The 20776-nt window shown below is 62.1% G+C and carries 17 protein-coding genes; 12 read left to right on the plus strand and 5 right to left on the minus strand.

The features are described 5' to 3' along the window. Positions 1-506 precede the first annotated feature (506 nt). The 11 genes from pcaR to pcaC all read left to right on the plus strand — a co-directional run bounded on the left by pcaR (position 507) and on the right by pcaC (position 11469). A complete protein-coding gene (gene pcaR / locus C4J84_RS06730; protein ID WP_124361666.1) occupies positions 507-1349 on the plus strand; it encodes a pca regulon transcriptional regulator PcaR in 843 nt (280 codons plus the stop codon). A 142-nt stretch (positions 1350-1491) separates the two neighbouring features. After that, on the plus strand, positions 1492-2832 hold the full coding sequence (locus C4J84_RS06735; protein ID WP_124366158.1) for an MFS transporter: 1341 nt from the start codon (positions 1492-1494) through the stop codon (positions 2830-2832). A 446-nt stretch (positions 2833-3278) separates the two neighbouring features. After that, positions 3279-4136 carry a CoA transferase subunit A gene (locus C4J84_RS06745; RefSeq protein WP_124366160.1) on the plus strand — a complete coding sequence of 286 codons (858 nt, stop codon included), beginning with the start codon at positions 3279-3281 and terminating at the stop codon, positions 4134-4136. Beyond that, positions 4133-4915, plus strand: a complete 783-nt coding sequence (locus C4J84_RS06750) for a CoA-transferase subunit beta (RefSeq protein ID WP_177412742.1) — start codon at positions 4133-4135, stop codon at positions 4913-4915. Before C4J84_RS06745 ends, C4J84_RS06750 begins: the two co-directional genes overlap by 4 nt. Then, entirely contained in the window at positions 4912-6114 is a 1203-nt protein-coding gene (gene pcaF, locus C4J84_RS06755) for a 3-oxoadipyl-CoA thiolase (RefSeq protein WP_177412772.1), read from the plus strand. The genes C4J84_RS06750 and pcaF overlap by 4 nt, the downstream gene beginning before the upstream one ends. Before the next feature lie 17 nt (positions 6115-6131). Then, positions 6132-6836, plus strand: a complete 705-nt coding sequence (gene pcaH, locus C4J84_RS06760; protein WP_124369914.1) for a protocatechuate 3,4-dioxygenase subunit beta — start codon at positions 6132-6134, stop codon at positions 6834-6836. A 1-nt stretch (position 6837) separates the two neighbouring features. Further along, positions 6838-7404 carry a protocatechuate 3,4-dioxygenase subunit alpha gene (gene pcaG / locus C4J84_RS06765; protein WP_124369915.1) on the plus strand — a complete coding sequence of 189 codons (567 nt, stop codon included), beginning with the start codon at positions 6838-6840 and terminating at the stop codon, positions 7402-7404. A gap of 186 nt (positions 7405-7590) precedes the next feature. Beyond that, the gene (locus C4J84_RS06770) at positions 7591-8886 is read left to right on the plus strand and encodes an MFS family transporter (RefSeq protein WP_065886164.1); all 1296 of its coding nucleotides are present in this window, start codon (positions 7591-7593) and stop codon (positions 8884-8886) included. A 10-nt stretch (positions 8887-8896) separates the two neighbouring features. After that, the gene (locus C4J84_RS06775; protein WP_124369917.1) at positions 8897-10261 is read left to right on the plus strand and encodes a 3-carboxy-cis,cis-muconate cycloisomerase; all 1365 of its coding nucleotides are present in this window, start codon (positions 8897-8899) and stop codon (positions 10259-10261) included. A gap of 10 nt (positions 10262-10271) precedes the next feature. Then, positions 10272-11063: a 3-oxoadipate enol-lactonase gene (gene pcaD, locus C4J84_RS06780; protein ID WP_124369918.1), complete on the plus strand. Its 792-nt coding sequence runs from the start codon at positions 10272-10274 to the stop codon at positions 11061-11063. Positions 11064-11073: 10 nt separating this feature from the next. Further along, entirely contained in the window at positions 11074-11469 is a 396-nt protein-coding gene (gene pcaC, locus C4J84_RS06785; RefSeq protein ID WP_124366168.1) for a 4-carboxymuconolactone decarboxylase, read from the plus strand. Between the two features lie 139 nt (positions 11470-11608). Here the strand turns inward: pcaC and C4J84_RS06790 are convergent, their stop codons facing one another. From C4J84_RS06790 to C4J84_RS06810, 5 genes are all read right to left on the minus strand, one after another. Next, entirely contained in the window at positions 11609-12508 is a 900-nt protein-coding gene (locus C4J84_RS06790) for a polysaccharide deacetylase family protein (protein ID WP_124369919.1), read from the minus strand. Positions 12509-12592: 84 nt separating this feature from the next. Beyond that, entirely contained in the window at positions 12593-13843 is a 1251-nt protein-coding gene (locus C4J84_RS06795; RefSeq protein WP_124369920.1) for an OprD family porin, read from the minus strand. A gap of 181 nt (positions 13844-14024) precedes the next feature. Then, positions 14025-15482 (minus strand): AdeC/AdeK/OprM family multidrug efflux complex outer membrane factor, encoded by a 1458-nt coding sequence (adeC, locus tag C4J84_RS06800; RefSeq protein ID WP_124361680.1) that lies wholly within the window; start codon positions 15480-15482, stop codon positions 14025-14027. Continuing rightward, positions 15479-18640 (minus strand): efflux RND transporter permease subunit, encoded by a 3162-nt coding sequence (locus C4J84_RS06805; protein ID WP_124369921.1) that lies wholly within the window; start codon positions 18638-18640, stop codon positions 15479-15481. The genes adeC and C4J84_RS06805 overlap by 4 nt, the downstream gene beginning before the upstream one ends. Positions 18641-18643: 3 nt before the next feature. After that, positions 18644-19792: an efflux RND transporter periplasmic adaptor subunit gene (locus C4J84_RS06810; protein ID WP_124369922.1), complete on the minus strand. Its 1149-nt coding sequence runs from the start codon at positions 19790-19792 to the stop codon at positions 18644-18646. Between the two features lie 286 nt (positions 19793-20078). On the opposite strand from C4J84_RS06810, the gene C4J84_RS06815 reads away from it, so the two are divergent. Continuing rightward, positions 20079-20711 carry a TetR family transcriptional regulator gene (locus C4J84_RS06815; protein WP_124369923.1) on the plus strand — a complete coding sequence of 211 codons (633 nt, stop codon included), beginning with the start codon at positions 20079-20081 and terminating at the stop codon, positions 20709-20711. Positions 20712-20776 lie beyond the last annotated feature (65 nt).

Consider the following 20776-nt stretch of genomic DNA (forward strand, 5'->3'; position numbering starts at 1 on the left):
CCTAATTGAGTTGAGTTTAATAAAAGTGCAACGTCATGCCAAAAGGCGGCCTTGGGGTGTACGAACTTGAACAGACTGACCGTGCAAGTTTGAAGTGGGGACCCTAGGTCGCTTTTTCAATCCGATACTTTAATCGACCCTGCGCTCGAGTATGCGGCGCCGGGCGAGCTCTGATCCCAACAGGTAAATTGGGCTGACCTCTGCACAGGCTGCATTATAGCGATGCATGTGAATAACGCTATCGGCATAAAGTTAAAAGTATCAACTTCATATGCGGGTTTTGTTACATCACAACGTAAGTGTTGGCTGAACATATCTATCCATGGTCATCTGGTTTTTCTTCCACAAGGCTTTGAAACAGGCTTGGCCGCTGAAAATTGCGATAATCGAATGATCGTCCGATAATCGCCCAATGTTGCCGGCCCCGTCTTGTACATCTCTGCTGGCGCGGCTAGAAATGACAGCCAGCCCTTCTGTGGTTGAAAACAAGAAAAAGGATCCCTGCAATGAACGATCAATTGCGCAATTCTTTCGCGTCCGTGGCGCCGCCGATCGTGGCCTCACCCGCCAAGCGCATCCAGGCCTTCACGGGTGATCCGGACTTCATGACCTCCCTGGCCCGTGGCCTGGCCGTGGTGCAGGCGTTTCAGGAGCGCAAGCGTCACCTGACCATCGCCCAGATCAGCCACCGCACCGAAATCCCCCGCGCCGCCGTGCGCCGTTGCCTGCACACCTTGATCAAACTCGGTTACGCCACCACCGATGGCCGTACCTACTCGTTGCTGCCCAAAGTGCTGACCCTTGGCCATGCGTATCTGTCATCGACGCCCTTGGCCGTGTCGGCCCAGCCTTATCTGGACCGCATGAGCGAACAGCTTCACGAAGCCTGCAACATGGCGACCCTTGAAGGCGACGACATTCTGTACATCGCCCGTTCCGCCACCACTCAGCGCCTGATTTCCGTGGACCTTTCCGTCGGCGGCCGCTTGCCGGCGTACTGCACCTCCATGGGCCGTATCCTGCTGGCCGCCCTGGACGATGCCTCGCTGCAGGATTATCTCGATCACGCCGACCTGCAAACCAAGACCAGTCGCACCTTGACCACGCCCGAAGCCTTGTTCGAATGCCTGCAACAGGTTCGTCAGCAGGGCTGGTGCATCGTCGATCAGGAACTGGAGCAGGGCCTGCGCTCCATCGCCGTACCGGTGTACGACGCGTCCGGCCAGGTGTTGGCCGCACTCAATGTGAGTACCCATGCCGGGCGGGTCAGCCGCAGCGAGCTGGAGCAGCGCTTCCTGCCGAGCATGCTCAGCGCCAGCCGCGAGCTGAGTACGCAACTGTTTGCCTAAGTGTTCGGTGACCGCACAGATCCCGGCTTGATCGATTGACGCTGTTTCCCCTGGCTCATTAATGTGCGGCAGCGCTCCCAAGCGCTCCAATAATAACTGCGACCCCCGGTCGCTGACCCGCCATCGGTGTGGAATAAAAATAATGAATCAGCCCTCTGTCGGTACCACCTTGGACGTGCAGTCCTTCATCAACGCCCAGCCGTTGTCGCGTTATCAATGGCGTGTGGTGATCCTGTGTTTCCTGATTGTCTTTCTCGACGGCCTCGACACCGCCGCCATGGGTTTTATCGCGCCCGCGCTGTCCCAGGACTGGGGCATCGACCGCGCCAGCCTCGGCCCGGTGATGAGCGCCGCATTGATCGGCATGGTGTTCGGCGCGCTGGGTTCCGGCCCGCTGGCCGACCGCTTCGGGCGTAAAGGCGTGCTGGTGGGCGCGGTGCTGGTGTTTGGCGCCTTCAGCCTGGCATCGGCCTACAGCAGCAATGTCGACCAACTGCTGGTGTTGCGTTTCCTGACGGGCCTGGGCCTGGGCGCCGGCATGCCCAACGCCACTACGCTGCTTTCTGAATACACGCCCGAGCGGCACAAGTCGCTGCTGGTGACCAGCATGTTCTGCGGCTTCAACCTGGGCATGGCCGGTGGCGGGTTTATCTCGGCCAAGTTGATCCCGGCGTTCGGCTGGCACAGCCTGTTGCTGATCGGCGGCATCCTGCCGTTGATCCTGGCCGCCGTGCTGTTGGTGTGGTTGCCGGAATCGGCGCGTTACCTGGTGGTGCGCAACCGTGGCACCGACAAGGTGCGCAAGACCCTGTCTCCCATTGCGCCCGCTATCGTTGCCCAGGCCAGCGCCTTCAGCGTGCCGGAGCAGAAGACCGTCAAGACACGCAACGTGCTCGCGGTGATTTTCTCCGGCACCTACAGCGCCGGCACGTTGTTGCTGTGGCTCACCTACTTCATGGGCCTGGTGATCGTTTATCTGCTCACCAGTTGGCTGCCAACCCTGATGCGCGACAGTGGCGCCAGCATGGAACAGGCCGCGTTCATCGGCGCGTTGTTCCAGTTTGGCGGCGTATTGAGCGCAGTGGGCGTGGGCTGGGCGATGGATCGGTTCAACCCGCACAAGGTGATCGGCACCTTCTATCTGCTGGCCGGGGTGTTTGCCTACGCGGTAGGGCAGAGCCTGGGCAATATCACCTTACTGGCCACCCTGGTGCTGATGGCCGGGATGTGCGTCAACGGTGCGCAATCGGCGATGCCCTCACTGGCGGCGCGTTTCTACCCCACTCAGGGCCGCGCCACCGGCGTGTCGTGGATGCTCGGTATTGGCCGTTTCGGTGCAATTCTGGGAGCGTGGATGGGGGCTACCTTGCTGGGCCTGGGCTGGAATTTCGAGCAGGTGCTGACGGCGCTGGTGATTCCGGCAGCGCTGGCCACCGCTGCCGTGGTGATCAAAGGCATGGTCAGCCATGCCGACGCGACCTGACCTCTGGCACAGCTAAAAATGTGGGAGGGGGCTTGCCCTAATGCCAGTCAGTTAAGAAGTAGCAGGAGCGAGAACTAACTTGTGGCGAGGGAGCTTGCTCCCGCTGGGACGCGAAGCGGCCCCAAACAATGGGACTGCTGCGCAGTCCAGCGGGAGCAAGCTCCCTCGCCACAGGTTCGGTGTCGCCTTAACTGACTGGCATTTAGGGCTTGCTCCCGATAGCGGTGGGTCAGTTGACTAATTCCTGACTGATGCACCGCTATCGGGGGCAAGCCCCCTCCCACATTTGAATTGCGTTGGCTTAGAAGATTAGTACGCAACAATTCGTTCGATAATCGAACACTGAGTCGATTATCGGATTGTTCCACCCATTTCCCCGGCTTAATCTTCAAGCACTTCGGCGCCACCTCAGCGCCTTTTTCGATCAACACCGGGAGCCCAACCCCATGGCTGAAATTCTTACCCTGCGTGATGCGGTCAAGCGCTTCGTGAGCGACGGCGATACCGTCGCGCTCGAAGGCTTTACTCACCTGATCCCTACAGCCGCAGGTCATGAAATCATTCGTCAGGGCAAGAAAGACCTGACGCTGGTGCGTATGACGCCTGATCTGATCTACGACCAGTTGATCGGCGCCGGCTGTGCGCGCAAGTTGATTTTCTCCTGGGGCGGCAACCCTGGCGTGGGTTCCCTGCATCGCCTGCGCGACGCCGTGGAAAAACACTGGCCGCAGCCACTGGAGATCGAAGAACACAGCCATGCCGACCTGGCCAATGCCTACGTTGCCGGCGCCTCCGGTCTGCCGTTTGCGGTGTTGCGTGCCTACGCCGGTTCCGACTTGCCCAAGGTCAACCCGCTGATCAAGACCGTCACCTGCCCATTCACTGGCGAAGTGCTGGCGGCTGTGCCGTCGGTGCGCCCGGATGTCACGGTGATCCACGCGCAGAAGGCCGACCGCAAGGGCAACGTGCTGCTCTGGGGCATTCTCGGCGTGCAGAAGGAGGCGGCCCTGGCGGCCAAGCGCTGCATCGTCACCGTCGAGGAAATCGTCGATGACCTGAACGCGCCGATGAACAGCTGTGTATTGCCGACCTGGGCCCTGACCGCTGTGTGCCACGTGCCCGGTGGCGCGCATCCGTCCTACGCCCACGGCTACAACGAGCGGGACAACCGTTTCTACCAGGCGTGGGACCCTATTGCCCGCGACCGTGGGACCTTTACCGCCTGGATCGACGAATACATTCACGGCACCGCCGACTTCAGTGAATTCCAGGCCAAGCTGGCCACCGCGCAGGAGGCCAAGTGATGGCTTACTCCACCAATGAAATGATGACCGTCGCCGCCGCGCGCCGCCTCAAGAATGGCTCGGTGTGCTTCGTCGGCATCGGCCTGCCGTCCAAGGCGGCCAACTTGGCGCGCCTGACTTCGTCGCCCGACGTGGTGCTGATCTACGAGTCCGGCCCGATTGGCGCCAAGCCATCGGTGCTGCCGTTGTCCATCGGCGACGGTGAGCTGGCGGAAACCGCCGATACGGTGGTGCCTACCGGTGAGATCTTCCGCTACTGGCTGCAAGGCGGGCGCATCGACGTGGGCTTTCTTGGCGCGGCTCAGGTTGACCGTTTCGGCAACATCAACACCACCGTGGTCGGCGATTATCACCAGCCCAAGGTGCGTTTGCCGGGGGCCGGCGGCGCGCCGGAGATCGCCGGTTCTGCCAAGAGCGTGTTGATCATCCTTAAACAGTCGTCCCGCTCGTTTGTCGACAAGCTGGACTTCATCACCTCGGTCGGCCACGGCGAAGGTGGCGATTCGCGTAAACGCCTGGGCCTGCCGGGCGCCGGTCCCGTCGGCATCATTACCGACCTGTGCATCATGGAGCCGGAAGAGGGCACTCATGAGTTCGTGGTCACCGCGTTGCACCCGGGCGTGACCCGTGAGCAGGTGACAGCGGCGACCGGCTGGGCCATTCGGTTTGCCGAGCAGGTCGAGACCACCGCCGAGCCGACGGAGGTCGAACTGAGCGCGTTGCGTGACCTTGAGGCCCGCACCGCGGCCGCCCATGGCCAAGCGCCGGGAGAAGCCTGATGCGTGATGTCTTTATCTGTGATGCTATTCGAACCCCCATCGGTCGTTTCGGCGGTGGCCTGTCCACGGTGCGTGCCGATGACCTGGCGGCCTTGCCGATCAAGGCACTGATGGAGCGCAACCCGACGGTGGACTGGAATGCCGTTGATGAAGTGTTCCTCGGCTGCGCCAACCAGGCCGGCGAAGACAACCGTAACGTGGCACGCATGGCGCTGCTGTTGGCGGGTCTGCCGGAAAGCACCCCAGGCGTGACCCTCAACCGCCTGTGCGCCTCGGGCATGGACGCCATCGGCACGGCCTTTCGCGCGATTGCCAGCGGCGAGATGGAGTTGGCGATTGCCGGTGGCGTCGAGTCGATGTCCCGCGCGCCGTTCGTGATGGGCAAGGCCGATGCGGCGTTTTCGCGCAGCATGAAACTGGAAGACACCACCATTGGCTGGCGCTTTATCAACCCGTTGATGAAGGCCCTGTACGGCGTGGATGCGATGCCGCAGACCGCCGATAACGTCGCCGACGACTACCACATTTCCCGCGCCGACCAGGACGCGTTCGCCCTGCGCAGCCAGCAGCGTACCGCCGCCGCGCAAGCTGCCGGCTTCTTCGCCGAAGAAATCGTACCGGTGCGGGTCGCCCATAAAAAAGGCGAAACCCTGGTGGAGCACGATGAGCATCCGCGGGACACCACCCTGGAAGCGCTGGCCAAACTCAAACCGGTGAATGGTCCCGACAAAACCGTGACCGCCGGCAATGCCTCAGGTGTCAACGATGGCGCTGCCGCGCTGATCCTGGCCTCTGGCGAGGCGGTGAAAAAACACGGCCTCACCGCCCGCGCCCGGGTACTGGGCATGGCCAGTGCCGGCGTCGCCCCGCGTGTGATGGGCATCGGTCCGGTGCCGGCGGTGCGCAAGCTGGTGGAGCGCCTGGGGTTGGCGATCACCGATTTTGACGTGATCGAGCTCAACGAAGCGTTCGCCAGCCAAGGCCTGGCGGTGCTGCGCGAGCTGGGCCTCGCCGATGATGCGCCGCAGGTCAACCCCAACGGCGGCGCCATCGCCCTGGGCCATCCCCTGGGCATGAGCGGTGCGCGGTTGGTACTGACCGCCCTGCATCAGCTGGAAAAAACCGGCGGCCGCAAAGGCCTGGCGACTATGTGTGTGGGCGTCGGCCAAGGCCTGGCCCTGGCGATTGAACGCATCTAACAAGAGAGGATTGCTCCATGAGTGACAAACCCGGTTACCGGCGCCCGCAAGCGGGCACTCAACCTGATTACCTGCACCCGGCCTATCAGTCGACGAACCTGCGTTCGCCGTCCCAGCCGTTGGTGTTCCTGCCCCATTCGTTGTCGGAAATCACCGGCCCGACCATCGGTGCCGAGCGTATCGATGCCCAGGACAACGACCTCACCGCCCAGCATGAAGGCGAGCCCCAGGGCGAGCGCATCATCATTCACGGGCGTGTGCTGGACGAGAACGGCCTGCCGGTGCCGGGCATCCTCGTGGAGATCTGGCAAGCCAACGCCGCCGGTCGCTACAACCACAAGCGCGACCTGCACGATGCGCCGCTGGACCCGAATTTCAGCGGCACCGGGCGCACCGTCACCGACGCCGACGGCTGGTACCAGTTCCAGACCATCAAGCCCGGCGCCTACCCGTGGGGCAACCACCACAACGCCTGGCGTCCGGCGCATATCCACTTTTCGCTGTTCGGCCCGAGTGTGCTGACGCGGTTGGTCACGCAAATGTATTTCCCCGGCGACCCGCTGCTGGAATACGACCCGATCTACAACTGCGTGCCGGACACCCGCGCCAAGCAACGCTTGATCGCCAGTTTCGACCTGGAAAAAACCATTCCTTCCTATGCCCTCGGCTACCGCTGGGACATCGTCCTGCGCGGCCGCGACGCCACGCCGATGGAGAAATGAGATGAGCCTTTACGCAACCACGTCCCACACCGTCGGGCCGTATTACCACATCGGCCTGACCTGGCTCAACCGCGAAGACCTGACCGTCGCCGCCACCCTCGGCGAGCGCGTGGCGATCAGCGGGCAGGTGCTGGACGGCAACGGTGAGGTGGTCAACGACGCCATGCTCGAGGTCTGGCAGGCGAACGCCGCCGGCAAGTACGCCCACCCGGAAGACGAGCAGGACAAAGCGCTGGACCCCCACTTTGAAGGCTTTGGCCGCGTGCCGGTGGATGCCGAAGGGCGCTTTCGCTTTACCACGATCAAGCCGGGCAGCGTGCCGGGGCTCAGGCGCACGACCCAGGCGCCGCATCTGGTCGTGCTGGTGTTTGCCCGAGGGTTGGTGAAGCACCTGCTGACGCGGATTTATTTTGACGGTGAAGCGTTGAATGGCGATGACCCGCTGCTGGCGTGTGTGCCGGCTGAGCGTCGCGGCACCTTGATTGCCAAGCCGGATGCGGCGGGTGTGCATCAGTGGAATGTGATTTTGCAAGGGACAGATAAGGAAACGGTGTTCTTCGATTACTGAGTTGGCTGGAGGGCCTCATCGGGGGCAAGCCCCCTCCCACATTTTGACCGCGCCGCTTATCAAGTGTGGGAGGGGGCTTGCCCCCGATAGGGCCCTCCCAGGCAACACTGTCCGAAAAGTCTGCTTGCGGAACATGGTTGTTGCAAAGTATGTCTAGGCTATAACCGTTCCCATTGAGTAAAAAACATGACAACAAAAACCAGTCACTACACCGGAGAAGAACGCAGCAAACGGATTTTTGCGATTGTCGGTGCTTCCTCCGGCAACCTGGTCGAATGGTTCGACTTCTACGTCTATGCCTTCTGCGCCATCTACTTTGCCCCGGCGTTTTTCCCCTCGGACGACCCCACCGTCCAACTGCTCAACACCGCGGGCGTATTCGCCGCCGGGTTCCTGATGCGCCCCATCGGCGGCTGGCTGTTTGGCCGGGTGGCCGACAAGCATGGCCGCAAGAACTCAATGATGATCTCGGTGCTGATGATGTGCGCCGGCTCCCTGGTCATTGCCTTCCTGCCCACTTACAAGGATATCGGCGCCTGGGCCCCGGCGCTGCTGTTGGTGGCGCGGCTGTTCCAGGGTTTGTCGGTGGGTGGCGAATACGGCACCACGGCCACCTACATGAGCGAAGTGGCGCTCAAGGGCCAGCGCGGTTTCTTCGCTTCGTTCCAGTACGTGACACTGATCGGCGGGCAACTGCTGGCGGTGCTGGTGGTGGTGATCCTGCAACAGATCCTCACCGAAGAAGAATTGCGCGCCTGGGGCTGGCGGATTCCGTTCGTGATCGGCGCCATTGCGGCGGTGATCTCCCTGCTGCTGCGTCGCACCCTCAAGGAAACCACCAGCAAGGAAATGCGCGAAGACAAGGACGCCGGCAGTATCGTCGCGCTGTTCCGTGACCATGGCAAAGCGTTCATCACGGTGCTGGGCTACACCGCCGGCGGCTCGTTGATTTTCTATACCTTCACCACCTACATGCAGAAGTACCTGGTGAACACCGTCGGTATGCACGCCAAGACGTCCAGCTACATCATGACCGGTGCGCTGTTTCTCTACATGTGCATGCAGCCACTGTTCGGCATGCTGGCCGACAAGATCGGCCGGCGCAATTCCATGCTCTGGTTCGCCGGCCTCGGCACGCTGTTCACGGTGCCGATCCTGCTGACCCTGAAAACCGTCACCAGTCCGTTCCTGGCCTTTGTCCTGATTACCCTGGCCCTGGCGATCGTCAGCTTCTACACCTCGATCAGCGGCCTGGTCAAAGCGGAGATGTTCCCGCCCCAGGTACGCGCCTTGGGCGTGGGCCTGGCATACGCCGTGGCCAACGCGGTATTCGGCGGTTCGGCGGAAGTGGTCGCGTTGAGCCTGAAGTCCATCGGTATGGAAAACACCTTCTACTGGTACGTCACCGCGATGATGGCGGTGGCGTTCCTGTTCAGTTTGCGTCTGCCCAAACAGGCCGCTTATTTGCACCATGATTTGTAAGGGATGAGTTATGACACTGCGCACGAGCAACCAACTGTTCGACGCTTACTTCACCGCTGACAGCATGGCCGAGGTGTTCTGCGACCAGGGCCGCCTGCAGGGCATGCTGGATTTCGAGGCCGCGCTGGCCCGGGCCGAGGCCCAGGTCGGGCTGATCCCGCAGGCCGCCGTGGCACCGATTGCCCAGGCCTGCCTGGCCTCGTTGTATGACGTGGACGCGCTAAGCGTGGCGATTGCCACGGCGGGTAACTCGGCGATTCCATTGGTCAAGGCGCTGGGCAAGTTGATTGCCGAGGCAGATGCCGGGGCCGAGCGCTATGTGCACCTGGGCGCCACCAGCCAGGATGTGATGGACACCGGCCTGGTGGTGCAGTTGCGCCGCGCGCTGGGGTTGATCGAAGCGGACCTGGCGCGCCTGGGCGATGTGCTGGCCGCCCAGGCGCAGCGGCATGCGTCGACACCCTTGGCGGGACGCACCTGGCTGCAACACGCCACGCCCGTCACCCTGGGCATGAAAATCGCCGGCTGGCTGGGTGCGGTAACGCGCAGTCGCCAGCGGCTGGTGGAATTGAAACCGCGTTTGCTGGTGCTGCAATTTGGCGGTGCGTCCGGCACCCTGGCGGCGCTCGGCGAGCAGGCCATGCCGGTGGCGCAAGCCTTGGCCGCCGAGCTGCAACTGGCCTTGCCCGAACAGCCCTGGCACACGCAACGTGATCGCCTGGTGGAGTTCGCCAGCGTGCTGGGCCTGATCGCCGGCAGCCTTGGCAAGCTGGGCCGCGATATCAGCCTGTTGATGCAAACCGAAGCGGCGGAAGTGTTCGAGCCCTCGGCGCCGGGCAAGGGCGGTTCGTCAACCATGCCCCACAAGCGCAACCCCGTCGGCGCTGCCGTGCTGATCAGCGCCGCGACCCGCGTGCCCGGTCTGGTTGCGACGATGTTCAGTGCCATGCCCCAGGAGCACGAACGCAGCCTGGGACTGTGGCATGCCGAATGGGAAACCTTGCCCGAGATCTGCCGATTGGTATCGGGTGCGCTGCAACAGGCGCTGCTGCTCAGCGAAGGCCTGGAGGTGGATGCCGCGCGCATGGCCCGCAACCTCGACCTGACCCAGGGCCTGGTGCTGGCCGAAGCCGTCAGCATCGTGCTGGCCAAACGCCTGGGCCGTGAAACCGCGCATCACCTGCTGGAGCAGTGCTGCAAGCGCGCCGTCGCCGAGCAGCGCCATTTACGTGCTGTGCTGGCGGACGAGGCGCAGATCACCGCCGAGTTGTCTTCGGACGAACTGGACCGTTTGCTCGACCCGGCCCACTACTTGGGCCAGGCTCAGACCTGGGTCAGCCGCGCCGTGACCGAACACTTTGGATTGACTGCGTAAGGAGACCGCTGTGGCTTTCGTACAACTCGCCGAGGGCGAACTGCATTACCAACTCGATGGGCCCGTCGATGCGCCGGTATTGGTGCTGTCCAATTCCCTGGGTACCGACCTGCATATGTGGGACATCCAGATTCCGGCGTTCACCGAGCATTTTCGTGTGCTGCGCTTCGACACCCGAGGCCATGGCCAGTCCCTGGTCACCCCAGGGCCCTACAGCATCGAACAACTGGGCCAGGATGTGCTCGCGTTGCTGGATGCGCTGGATATTCAGCGCGCGCATTTTTGCGGGCTGTCCATGGGCGGGCTGATCGGCCAGTGGCTGGGCATCAACGCAGGGAAGCGGCTTAACCGCCTGGTGGTCTGCAATACCGCCGCCAAGATCGGCACGCCAGAGGTGTGGAACCCGCGTATAGAGATGGTCTTGCGCGATGGCGCGGCGGCGATGGTCGCGCTGCGCGATGCCTCGATTGCACGCTGGTTCACCGCCGATTTTGCCGCCGCCCATCCCCACCAGGCCAAGCAGATCACCGACATGCTCGCGGCCACCTCGCCCGAGGGGTATGCCGCCAACTGCGCGGCGGTGCGTGATGCGGATTTGCGTGAGCAGTTGGCGTCGATCAAGGTACCGACCCTGGTGATTGCCGGCACGGAAGACGCGGTAACACCTCCGGCCGGCAGCCACTTTATCCAGAATCATGTGCAGGGCGCCGAATACGCTGAGTTCTATGCGGCGCACCTGTCCAATGTCCAGGCCGGCGCTGCCTTCAGTGACCGTGTCGTTGAATTTCTGCTGGGCCGCTGAGGAGCTTTTCGTGGACGAGAAACAACGTTATGCCGAAGGTCTGCAAGTGCGCCGCGACGTGCTGGGCGACGCCCATGTCGAACGCAGCCTCAACGCGCTGACCGAATTCAACAGCGAGTTCCAGGAAATGATCACCCGCCATGCCTGGGGCGACATCTGGACCCGTCCTGGCTTGCCCCGGCACACCCGCAGCCTGATCACCATTGCCATGCTGATCGGCATGAACCGCACAGAAGAGTTGAAGCTGCATCTACGTGCCGCCGCGAGCAACGGCGTGACCCGCGCCGAAATCAAGGAAGTGCTGATGCAGAGCGCGATCTACTGCGGGATACCGGCGGCGAATGCGACGTTTCATCTGGCCGAGTCGGTGTGGGATGAGTTGGGTGTCGAGTCCCGCGAGACCTGACTCTGGAATACAGGCAAATGTGGGAGGGGGCTTGCTCCCGATGACGGTGTGTCAGTGAGCTGATTGGTGACTGACCCACCGCTATCGGGAGCAAGCCCCCTCCCACATTAGATCTCTGTAGGCCATGAAATTTCAGGCATCAGCGCATATCGGCATCCCACACCCAATTCCACACCCCCGGCAGATGCACCGGCTCGTTCACATCCTTGACCGTGCGTGCCAGCGCCGCGCGTTGCAGCGCAGCGGTGTCGGTGTAAAACGGCTCGGCGGCGGTAGTCATCCCGTTGATGCGGGCACTGTCCATCAGGATCTGCAGGTACTCCTGCATATGCCGCGCGGTGTAGCGGTTGATGTCGTGGAAGGTCACCACCACCGGTATTACGCCGTCCACCGACGGCAACTCGCCCAAGGCTATGCGTTCACGCACCACCGACAGCTGCCGGTACAGGTTGGCGCGGCGGCGCGGGCTGGCGTTGAAGCCCCAGATTTTGCCGTCATTGGCACTCAGGTCGGTCAGTAATACCTGCATGCCGTGGCGCTGGTAGGCGGCGAAGGTGCGGCGGTCGTAGTTCCAGAACGGTGGTCGCACCAGCAGGGGCGGCGTGCCGGTGATGGCGCCAATGTGCGCGGCGCCTTCGGTGAGTGTGCGTTCCAGCTCGGCATCGTTCAGCCAGCGGTGGTTGGTGTGAAACGCCGTGGCCGTATGGAAGGCCAGGACATGGCCGGCAGCGTACTCGCGCTCCATGGTCTTGCGCCCCCGGGCGCTGCCGCCGGAGCGTGCCGCTTCGGTCTGCAGGAAGAACACCGCCTTGATCCCTGGCAGCACCGGGTTGTGCGCCAGGTCGGCCATCACCGAACGGGTCGGGTTGTTGTACCCCGATGCGCTGGGGCCATCATCGAAGGTCAGCAGGAAGCGGATCGGCGCCTGCGCTTGCAGGCGCTGTTCGGTCTGCGGTGTCAGGGCGATGGGCGCACCGATACAGCCCCCCAGGCTCACGGCCAGGGCCAACACTGCGATGGCTGTAGCGAAGGTTTTCATGCTGTGCGCGTGCCCGAATAAAAGGCCGCTGCTGGTTCGATCAGCAGCGGCAGGCGCGCACCATACAGTAACTGCGGCGCCGGTTTACAGCAGACTTATCGGGTAGCTGACGATCAACCGGTTTTCGTCGAACTCATTGTTGCTGTAGTCGCGACGCATGCTGGAGTTGCGCCAGCGCAGGGTGAGGTTTTTCAGGCTGCCGCTTTGCACGGTGTAGCCCAATTCGCTTTCGCGGCCCCATTCCTTGCCGTCGGTCACCGTGCCGGTGTGCACGTTGCTGCCGCTGATATAGCGGTTCATCAAGGTCAGGCCGGGTACGCCAAGGGCGGCGAAGTTATAGTCGTGGCGCACCTGCCAGGATTTTTCCTCGGCGTTGTCGTAGCTCGCGTTATAGCTGTCGTTGGCCAGGGTTCCGCCGCTGGTGCCGTTGACCCGCATCCAGGCGCTGTTGCCGGTGAGCTTTTGCAGGCCGACGTAGAAAGTGTTGCCACCGTGGCGGGCGGATAACAAACCGGACCAGGTCTTGTTGTCCAGGCTGCCGGCGCGGGCGCTGCCGTCGTCCTGGCCGTAGAAGAACCCCAGGTTGGCGCCCAGGGTCCAGTCGCCTACCGGCTGGCTGTGGATCAGATTGACGAATTGCTGGCGGTAAATGTCCTTGAGCTGGGCATTCCATACGCCGACTTGCGTGCGTTTGTCGTTGAAGGCGTATTCGGCGCCCTGGAAATTGAAGCGGTCGGAGGTGAACGCGGTTTTGCCGGTCATCGACATGTCGCCCATGCTGCTGTCGTCGCGCGGGCTGTTGGCACGGAACTGACCGCCATACAGGGTCAGGCCCTCGATTTCCTTGGATGTGATCTGCCCGCCACGCAGGGTTTGCGGCAGTGAGCGGCCATCGTCCGCGCGCAGGATCGGCAGCACCGGCATCCATTCGCCGACTTTCACCTCCGTCTTGGAAAAACGCGCCTTGAACGCCACGCCCAGGCGACCGAACTCATCGGCCGGCCGGCCGTCGTGGTCCAGCGGCAATAACTGAGTGCCGCCGGTGCCGCGCCCGCCATCGAGCTTGAGCGAGTACAGGCCCAGCACGTCCACCCCGAAGCCGACCGTGCCCTGAGTGAACCCGGACTTGGCGTCGAAGATGAAACTTTGCGTCCACTCCTGCGCGCCGCCCTGGGTTTTGGTCGGGTTGGTGTAGTTGCGATTGAAGAATAAATTGCGCAGGTTGAGGTTGGCGCTGGCATCTTCGAGAAAGCCGTGTTCTTCGGCGACCACGGGGAGGGCAAGACTGGCGACCGCAGTTGCCAGCAACAGCCGGCGCGGGTGGAAAGTGCTCATGGTTTCGGACCTGTTGTTATTGGGTTTATGCAGGTGGCGGCCATGGTGCGCGGCGGTGCGGGAGCGATGAAAGTGGGGGAGAGCGGGTTGTGGGCGATGATCGAACGCAAGTTGGTGATAAAAAGCCGGCGTAAAAAAAACCGCTTCCGGTGAGGGAGGCGGTTTGTTTACATCGGCGCTATTAGAACAACTTCAGCGGCGGAGCTTCTTCTTTCACAGGCTCGTTCTTCGCGGTCTGCTCGTTCCAGCCACCGCCGAGGGCCTTGTACAGGTTGACCTCGCTGGTCAGCTGCGCCAGGCGGTCGGTGATCAGCGATTGCTGGGCACTGAACAGTTGGCGCTGGGCATCGAGGAAGGTCAGGTTGCTGTCCACACCGATGCGGTAGCGACGCTCGGCCAGGCGGTAGTAGTCCTGGTTGGCGGCGACGAAGCCACGTTGTGCATCCAGTTGCTGCTTGTAGGTCGCACGCGCGGCGAGGCCGTCGGAGACTTCCTGGAAGCCGGTCTGGATGGCCTTCTCGTAGTTGGCCACGTTGATCTCTTTCTGGATCTTCGAGTAGTCCAGGCTTGCGCGCAGGCTACCGGCGTTGAAGATCGGGATGTTGATCTGCGGCGCGAAGGACCAGGTGCCCGAGCCGCCCTTGAACAGGCCGCCCAGGTTCGGGCTGGCGGTACCGGCGCTGGCGGTCAGGCTGATGCTCGGGAAGAACGCCGCGCGGGCCGCACCGATGTTGGCGTTGGCGGCCTTGAGGTTGTACTCGGCCTGAACGATGTCGGGACGCCGTTGCAGCAGGTCCGACGGCAGGCCAGCGGGTACTTCGCTGAGCAGGTCATCCGACAGTGGCTTGCTGGCGATATTCGCCGGCAGGCCGGTGCCCAACAGCAGGGTCAGGCTGTTTTCGTCCTGAGCCACCTGGCGCGTATAGCGGGCCAGCTGCACGCGGGCGTTTTCCACCGAGGTGCGCGCCTGGCTGAGGTCGAGGGCCGAGGCCACGCCGACTTCGTTGCTGCGCGAGGTGAGCTTGAAGCTCTGCTCGAACGCGCCGAGAGTGTCCTGGGTCAGCTTGAGCAGTTCCTTGTCGGCCTGCCAGGTCAGGTAGGCATTCGCCACACTGGCCACCAGGCTGATCTGGGTGCTGCGCCGCGCTTCTTCGGTGGCGAAGTATCTCTGCAGCGCTTCTTCACTCAGGCTGCGGACGCGACCGAACAGGTCCAGCTCATAAGAGCTGATCCCCAGGCCTGCCGAATACTGGCTGGCGATGGTCGATTCGCCGGTCTGCGACAGGCGCGCCGGAGTACGCGAACGGCTGCCGCTGCCAGTGGCCGAGACGGCCGGGAACAGGTCGGCACGCTGGATCTGGTACTGCGCCGCATACGCGTCGATGTTCAGGGCCGCGACGCGCAGGTCACGGTTGTTCACCAGCGCAGTCTGGATCAACTGTTGCAGGGCAGGGTCATGGAAAAACTGCTTCCAGCCTTGCTCGGCGGCAGCCTGGCCCGGCGCCTGGGCCGACGAATACGCCGGCCCCTGCGGGAACTGCGCCGCTACCGGCGCTTCGGGGCGCTGGTAGTCAGGGATCAGCGAGCAGCCACTGAGCACGAATGCGGTGACGGCTAAGGAAAGTAGCGACTTGCTCATTGGCCAGCCTCTTTAGGAGTTTGCTTGGTTTCTGTCTTTTTACGCTCGCCAGCGGAGGACACGGTTGCGTAGAACAATGGCACCCAGAAGATCGCCAGCACCGTGGCCGTGATCATACCGCCGATAACGCCGGTACCGATCGCGTGTTGGCTGCCCGAGCCGGCGCCGGTGGAAATCGCCAGCGGCAATACGCCGAGCACGAACGCCATGGACGTCATGATGATCGGGCGCAGACGCATGCGGGACGCCTCGATGGCCGCCTCGACGATGCCCTTGCCCTGTTCGTGGAGCTCTTTGGCGAACTCCACGATCAGGATGGCGTTTTTCGCCGCCAGGCCCACTGTCACCAGCAAGCCCACCTGGAAGAACACGTCGTTGGACAAGCCGCGCATGCTGGTGGCGATCAGCGCACCGATCACACCCAGTGGCACTACCAGGATCACCGCGATCGGAATCGACCAGCTTTCGTACAAGGCCGCAAGGCACAGGAACACCACGAGCAGCGACAGGGCGTACAGCGCAGGCGCCTGGGAGCCGGACAGACGTTCTTCGTACGACAGGCCTGTCCACGCATAGCCGATGCCGGCCGGCAGTTCCTTGGCAATGCGCTCGACTTCCGCCATCGCGTCACCGGTACTGTAGCCAGGCGCCGGCGTGCCGAGGATTTCCATCGCCGCTACACCGTTATAACGCGAGAGCTTCGGCGAGCCGTAGATCCACTTGCCCGACGAAATGGCCGACAGTGGCACCATTTTCCCGGAGTCGGCGCGCACGTACCATTTGTCCAGGTCTTCCGGCGACATACGGCTGGCCGCGTCACCCTGCACATACACCTTCTTCACACGACCACGGTCGATGAAGTCGTTGATGTAGCTACCGCCCAAGGCGATGGCCAGGGTCTGCTGGATGTCCGAGAGGCTGATGCCCTGGGCGCTGGCTTTCTCGTCATCGACGGTCAGTTCGTACTGCGGCTCATCGTTCACGCCGTTGGGCCGCACGCCCGCCAGTATCTTGCTTTGGGCTGCCGCACCGAGGAACTGGTTACGGGCTGCCATCAGCTTGTCATGGCCGACACCACCCTGGTCTTGCAGGAACACGTCGAAGCCGGTGGCGTTACCCAATTCCAGAACCGACGGCGGCACGATGGCAAAAACCATGGCGTCCTTGAAGGTCTGCATGAAGTAGCCCTGGGCGCGCTTGGCAATCTCGAATACCGACGTGGACGCATCACGCTCGTCCCACGGCTTGAGCATCACGAAGGCCAGACCCGAGCTTTGACCACGACCGGCAAAGTTGAAGCCGTTCACGGTGAACACCGATTTCACGCCCTTGCCTTCGCCTGGCTCGCCTTCCTTGTCATGCAGCAGGAAGGAACGCATGTCGTCGATGACTTTTTGCGTGCGTTCCGCCGAGGAGCCTACCGGTGTCTGCACCTGGGCAAAGATCACGCCCTGGTCTTCTTCAGGCAGGAACGCGCTCGGAATACGGGTGAACATCCAGATCATGCCGGCCAGGATCAGCACGTACACCAGGAAGGCCGGGATTTTGTGCTTGATCATCGCGCCCACGCCGCGCTCGTACTTGAGTACGCCGCTGTCGAAGGTGCGGTTGAACCAGCCAAAGAAGCCGCGCTTGGGTTGGCCGTGTTTTTCCGGGTCGATCGCCTTGAGCATGGTGGCGCACAGGGCAGGGGTGAAGATCAGGGCAACCAGTACCGACAACGCCATCGCCGACACGATCGTGATGGAGAACTGGCGGTAGATCACACCGGTGGAACCGCCGAAGAAGGCCATCGGCAGCAGTACCGCCGACAGTACCAGGGCAATACCCACCAGGGCGCCCTGGATCTGGCCCATGGACTTGATCGTCGCTTCCTTGGGCGACAGGTGTTCCTCGGCCATCACCCGTTCGACGTTTTCCACCACGACGATGGCATCGTCCACCAGCAAGCCGATGGCCAGGATCATGCCGAACATGGTCAGGGTGTTGATGGTGAAGCCGAACGCCGCCAGGATCCCGAAGGTACCCAGCAATACCACTGGTACGGTCATGGTGGTGATGATGGTGGCGCGGAAGTTCTGCAGGAACAGGAACATCACCAGGAACACCAGCACGATCGCTTCGACCAGGGTGTGCACCACACCGGAGATCGATTCGGTCACCACCGGGGTCGTGTCGTACGGCACCACGGCTTTCATGCCAGGCGGGAAGAACGGTTCCAGGGACGCCACGGTAGCGCGGATCGCTTTACCGGTGTCCAGGGCGTTCGCACCGGCTGCCAGCTTGATCGCCATACCGGAGGCCGGCTTGCCGTTGAACTGTGCACTGATGCTGTAGTTCTGGCCGCCCAGTTCGATACGCGCAACGTCGCCCAGGCGCACTTGGGAACCGTCGGCATTCACCTTCATCAGGATCTTGGCGAACTCTTCAGCGCTTTGCAGACGGGTCTTGCCGATGATGGTGGCGTTCAGCTGGGTGCCGGGCAGGGCAGGCAGGCCGCCCAGTTGGCCGGTGGCCACCTGCACGTTCTGGGCCTTGATGGCGTTGCTGACATCTACCGGGGTCAGCTGGAAGTTGTTCAGCTTGGCCGGGTCGAGCCAGATACGCATGGCGTACTGCGAACCGAACACCTGGAAGTCACCCACACCCGAAGTACGGGAGATCGGGTCCTGGATGTTGGACACGATGTAGTTGGAGAGGTCGTCCTTGGTCATGCTGCCGTCTTCCGACACCAGACCGATCACCATCAGGAAGTTCTTCACCGACTTGGTCACGCGGATACCCTGCTGCTGCACTTCTTGCGGCAGCAGTGGGGTCGCCAGGTTCAGCTTGTTCTGCACCTGCACCTGGGCGATGTCCGGGTTGGTACCCTGGTTGAACGTCGCGGTGATGGTCATGCTGCCGTCGGAGTTACTGTCCGAGGCCACATAGCGCAGGTTGTCGATACCGTTGAGCTGTTGCTCGATGACCTGCACCACGGTGTCCTGCACGGTTTGTGCGGACGCGCCTGGGTAGGTCACCTGGATATCAATAGCGGTTGGCGCAATGGCCGGGTATTGGTTGATGGGCAACTTCAGGATCGACAGTGCCCCGACCAGCATGATCACCAGGGCAATTACCCAGGCAAAAATGGGACGGTCGATAAAAAATTTCGACATGGATTACTCCCCTTGACCAGCAGCGGCAGCAGGCGCTGCAGCAGTACCGGCGGGTTTGGCGTTGTCGGCGTCCTTGACCTTGACTTCAATGCCCGGCTTGATGAATTGCAGGCCTTCGGTGATCACGCGGTCACCGGCGTCCAGGCCTTTTTCCACCAGCCAGTAGGCGCCGGAAGTCCGATTGGCAACCAGTACGCGCTGCTCGACCTTGTTGTCCTTGTTCACGATCAGTGCGGTCGGAATGCCCTTCAGGTCACGGGTCACGCCTTGTTGCGGCGCGAGAATGGCCTTGCTGTTCACACCGGCTTGCAGCTGGGCGTGCACGAACATGCCGGGCAGCAGCACATGGTCAGGGTTAGGGAACACGGCGCGCAGGGTCACGGAACCGGTGGTCTGGTCGACCGACACCTCAGAGAACTCCAGCTTGCCTGGGTGGCCGTAGTCGCTGCCGTCTTCCAGGGTCAGCTTGACCATGGCGGCGTTGTCGCCGGCTTTTTGCAATTGGCCGCTTTCCAGGTCGCGGCGCAGTTTCAGCATTTCTGCCGAAGACTGGGTGACGTCGACGTAGATCGGATCCAGTTGCTGGATCACGGCCATGGCATCGGCCTGGCCATTGCTGACCAGCGCGCCTTCCGTCACTGCAGAACGGCCAATGCGCCCGGAGATCGGCGCGAATACCTTGGTGTAGCGCACGTTGATCTGCGCGCTCTGCAGGTCGGCCTCGGCGGTCATGCGGTCGGCGACGGCAGTGTCGTATTCCTGGCGGCTGACGGCTTGCTCATCGACCAATTGCTTGTAGCGATCGGTGATCGACTTGGTCTGGGTCAGCTTGGCCTGGGCGCTCTTGAGCGTGGCCTCATACACCGACGGATCGATCTGGTAGAGCTGCTGCCCTTCCTTCACATCGGCGCCTTCCTTGAACAGGCGTTTGAGAATGATGCCGTTCACCTGCGGGCGCACTTCGGCAATGCGATAGGCCGTGGTGCGGCCTGGCAGCTCGGTGGTCAGGGTAAAGGCTTGCGGTTGAATAGTGACCACGCCGACCTGAGGGGTTTGAGCGGGCGGAGCCGCTTCTTCCTTTTTACATCCGCTGAGCAGCGATGCCAGGGCGACGGCAGTGACCAGAGCGGTAACAGCTGGCTTAAGTTGCATGAAGATCCTCGGGTCAGGCGCGCAGGGTGCGCACAAGAAGTGTGGAAGGGTGAAAAACAAGCTGTGAGTGGATAAGTAGCTTGCTACGCAATATACTTACGTTCATGGTTGTTTGTAAACTCTTGACAGGCTTGGCGCAATGTTGACAAAGCAACGCCCAAAGCCTCGATTTTAGTACGTTCGGTGCCCATGACGGTGTCGTCCCACAATTATTCAGATGATCGTTCGCGTCTATTAACCTTGCGTTAACGATAGTCCCCAGTGTTCTGATTGAGGTTTTACTGCCATGGTTCGTCGCACCAAAGAGGAAGCTCAGGAAACGCGCAGCCAGATCCTCCAAGCCGCCGAGCAAGCCTTTTATGAACGGGGCGTTGCGCGCACCACGCTGGCGGACATCGCCGCTCTGGCGGGCGTGACGCGCGGTGCCATCTACTGGCATTTCAGCAACAAATCCGACTTGCTGCAGGCGCTGCTCGACACGCTGCACGAACCCTTGGACGAATTGGCCCGGGCGAGTGAAAGCGAGGATGAAGTCGACCCGTTGGGGTGTATGCGCAAGCTGCTGATTCATCTTTATCATCAAGTGGCTCTGGACCCGAAAACCCGGCGCATCAACGAGATCTTGTTCCATAAGTGCGAATTCACCGATGAAATGTGTGACATGCGCCGCCAGCGCCAGGCCCATACCCTGGAGTGCAACCTGCGCATCGGCCTGACGTTGCGTAATGCGGTGCATCGAGGGCAATTACCGGAAAATCTCGATACCGCCCGTGCAGCGGTGTGCATTCATGCCTTCATCCAAGGCCTGATCGGCCAGTGGCTGTTGGTGCCCGACAGCTTTCAACTGCATCAGGACGCCGAACGCTGGGTGGATGCCGGGCTGGACATGCTGCGCCTGAGCCCCAGCCTGCGCAATTGAGACAAAATGCGTAATTACGTCCAGTTGTGTCAACAGTAAAGCCTAAGGATGGTCAATCGTCCTTC

It is taken from the genome of Pseudomonas sp. R11-23-07, assembly GCF_003852295.1.
Lineage (GTDB): Bacteria > Pseudomonadota > Gammaproteobacteria > Pseudomonadales > Pseudomonadaceae > Aquipseudomonas.

Coding starts and splice junctions, on each gene's coding strand:
- C4J84_RS06795 (WP_124369920.1), bottom strand. CDS start 13,843: ATGAGCACTTTCCACCCGCGCCGGCTGTTGCTGGCAACTGCGGTCGCC.
- C4J84_RS06810 (WP_124369922.1), bottom strand. CDS start 19,792: ATGCAACTTAAGCCAGCTGTTACCGCTCTGGTCACTGCCGTCGCCCTG.
- C4J84_RS06790 (WP_124369919.1), bottom strand. CDS start 12,508: ATGAAAACCTTCGCTACAGCCATCGCAGTGTTGGCCCTGGCCGTGAGC.
- C4J84_RS06775 (WP_124369917.1), top strand. CDS start 8,897: ATGACACTGCGCACGAGCAACCAACTGTTCGACGCTTACTTCACCGCT.
- pcaR (WP_124361666.1), top strand. CDS start 507: ATGAACGATCAATTGCGCAATTCTTTCGCGTCCGTGGCGCCGCCGATC.
- pcaH (WP_124369914.1), top strand. CDS start 6,132: ATGAGTGACAAACCCGGTTACCGGCGCCCGCAAGCGGGCACTCAACCT.
- pcaG (WP_124369915.1), top strand. CDS start 6,838: ATGAGCCTTTACGCAACCACGTCCCACACCGTCGGGCCGTATTACCAC.
- C4J84_RS06805 (WP_124369921.1), bottom strand. CDS start 18,640: ATGTCGAAATTTTTTATCGACCGTCCCATTTTTGCCTGGGTAATTGCC.
- C4J84_RS06745 (WP_124366160.1), top strand. CDS start 3,279: ATGGCTGAAATTCTTACCCTGCGTGATGCGGTCAAGCGCTTCGTGAGC.
- C4J84_RS06770 (WP_065886164.1), top strand. CDS start 7,591: ATGACAACAAAAACCAGTCACTACACCGGAGAAGAACGCAGCAAACGG.
- adeC (WP_124361680.1), bottom strand. CDS start 15,482: ATGAGCAAGTCGCTACTTTCCTTAGCCGTCACCGCATTCGTGCTCAGT.
- C4J84_RS06815 (WP_124369923.1), top strand. CDS start 20,079: ATGGTTCGTCGCACCAAAGAGGAAGCTCAGGAAACGCGCAGCCAGATC.
- C4J84_RS06735 (WP_124366158.1), top strand. CDS start 1,492: ATGAATCAGCCCTCTGTCGGTACCACCTTGGACGTGCAGTCCTTCATC.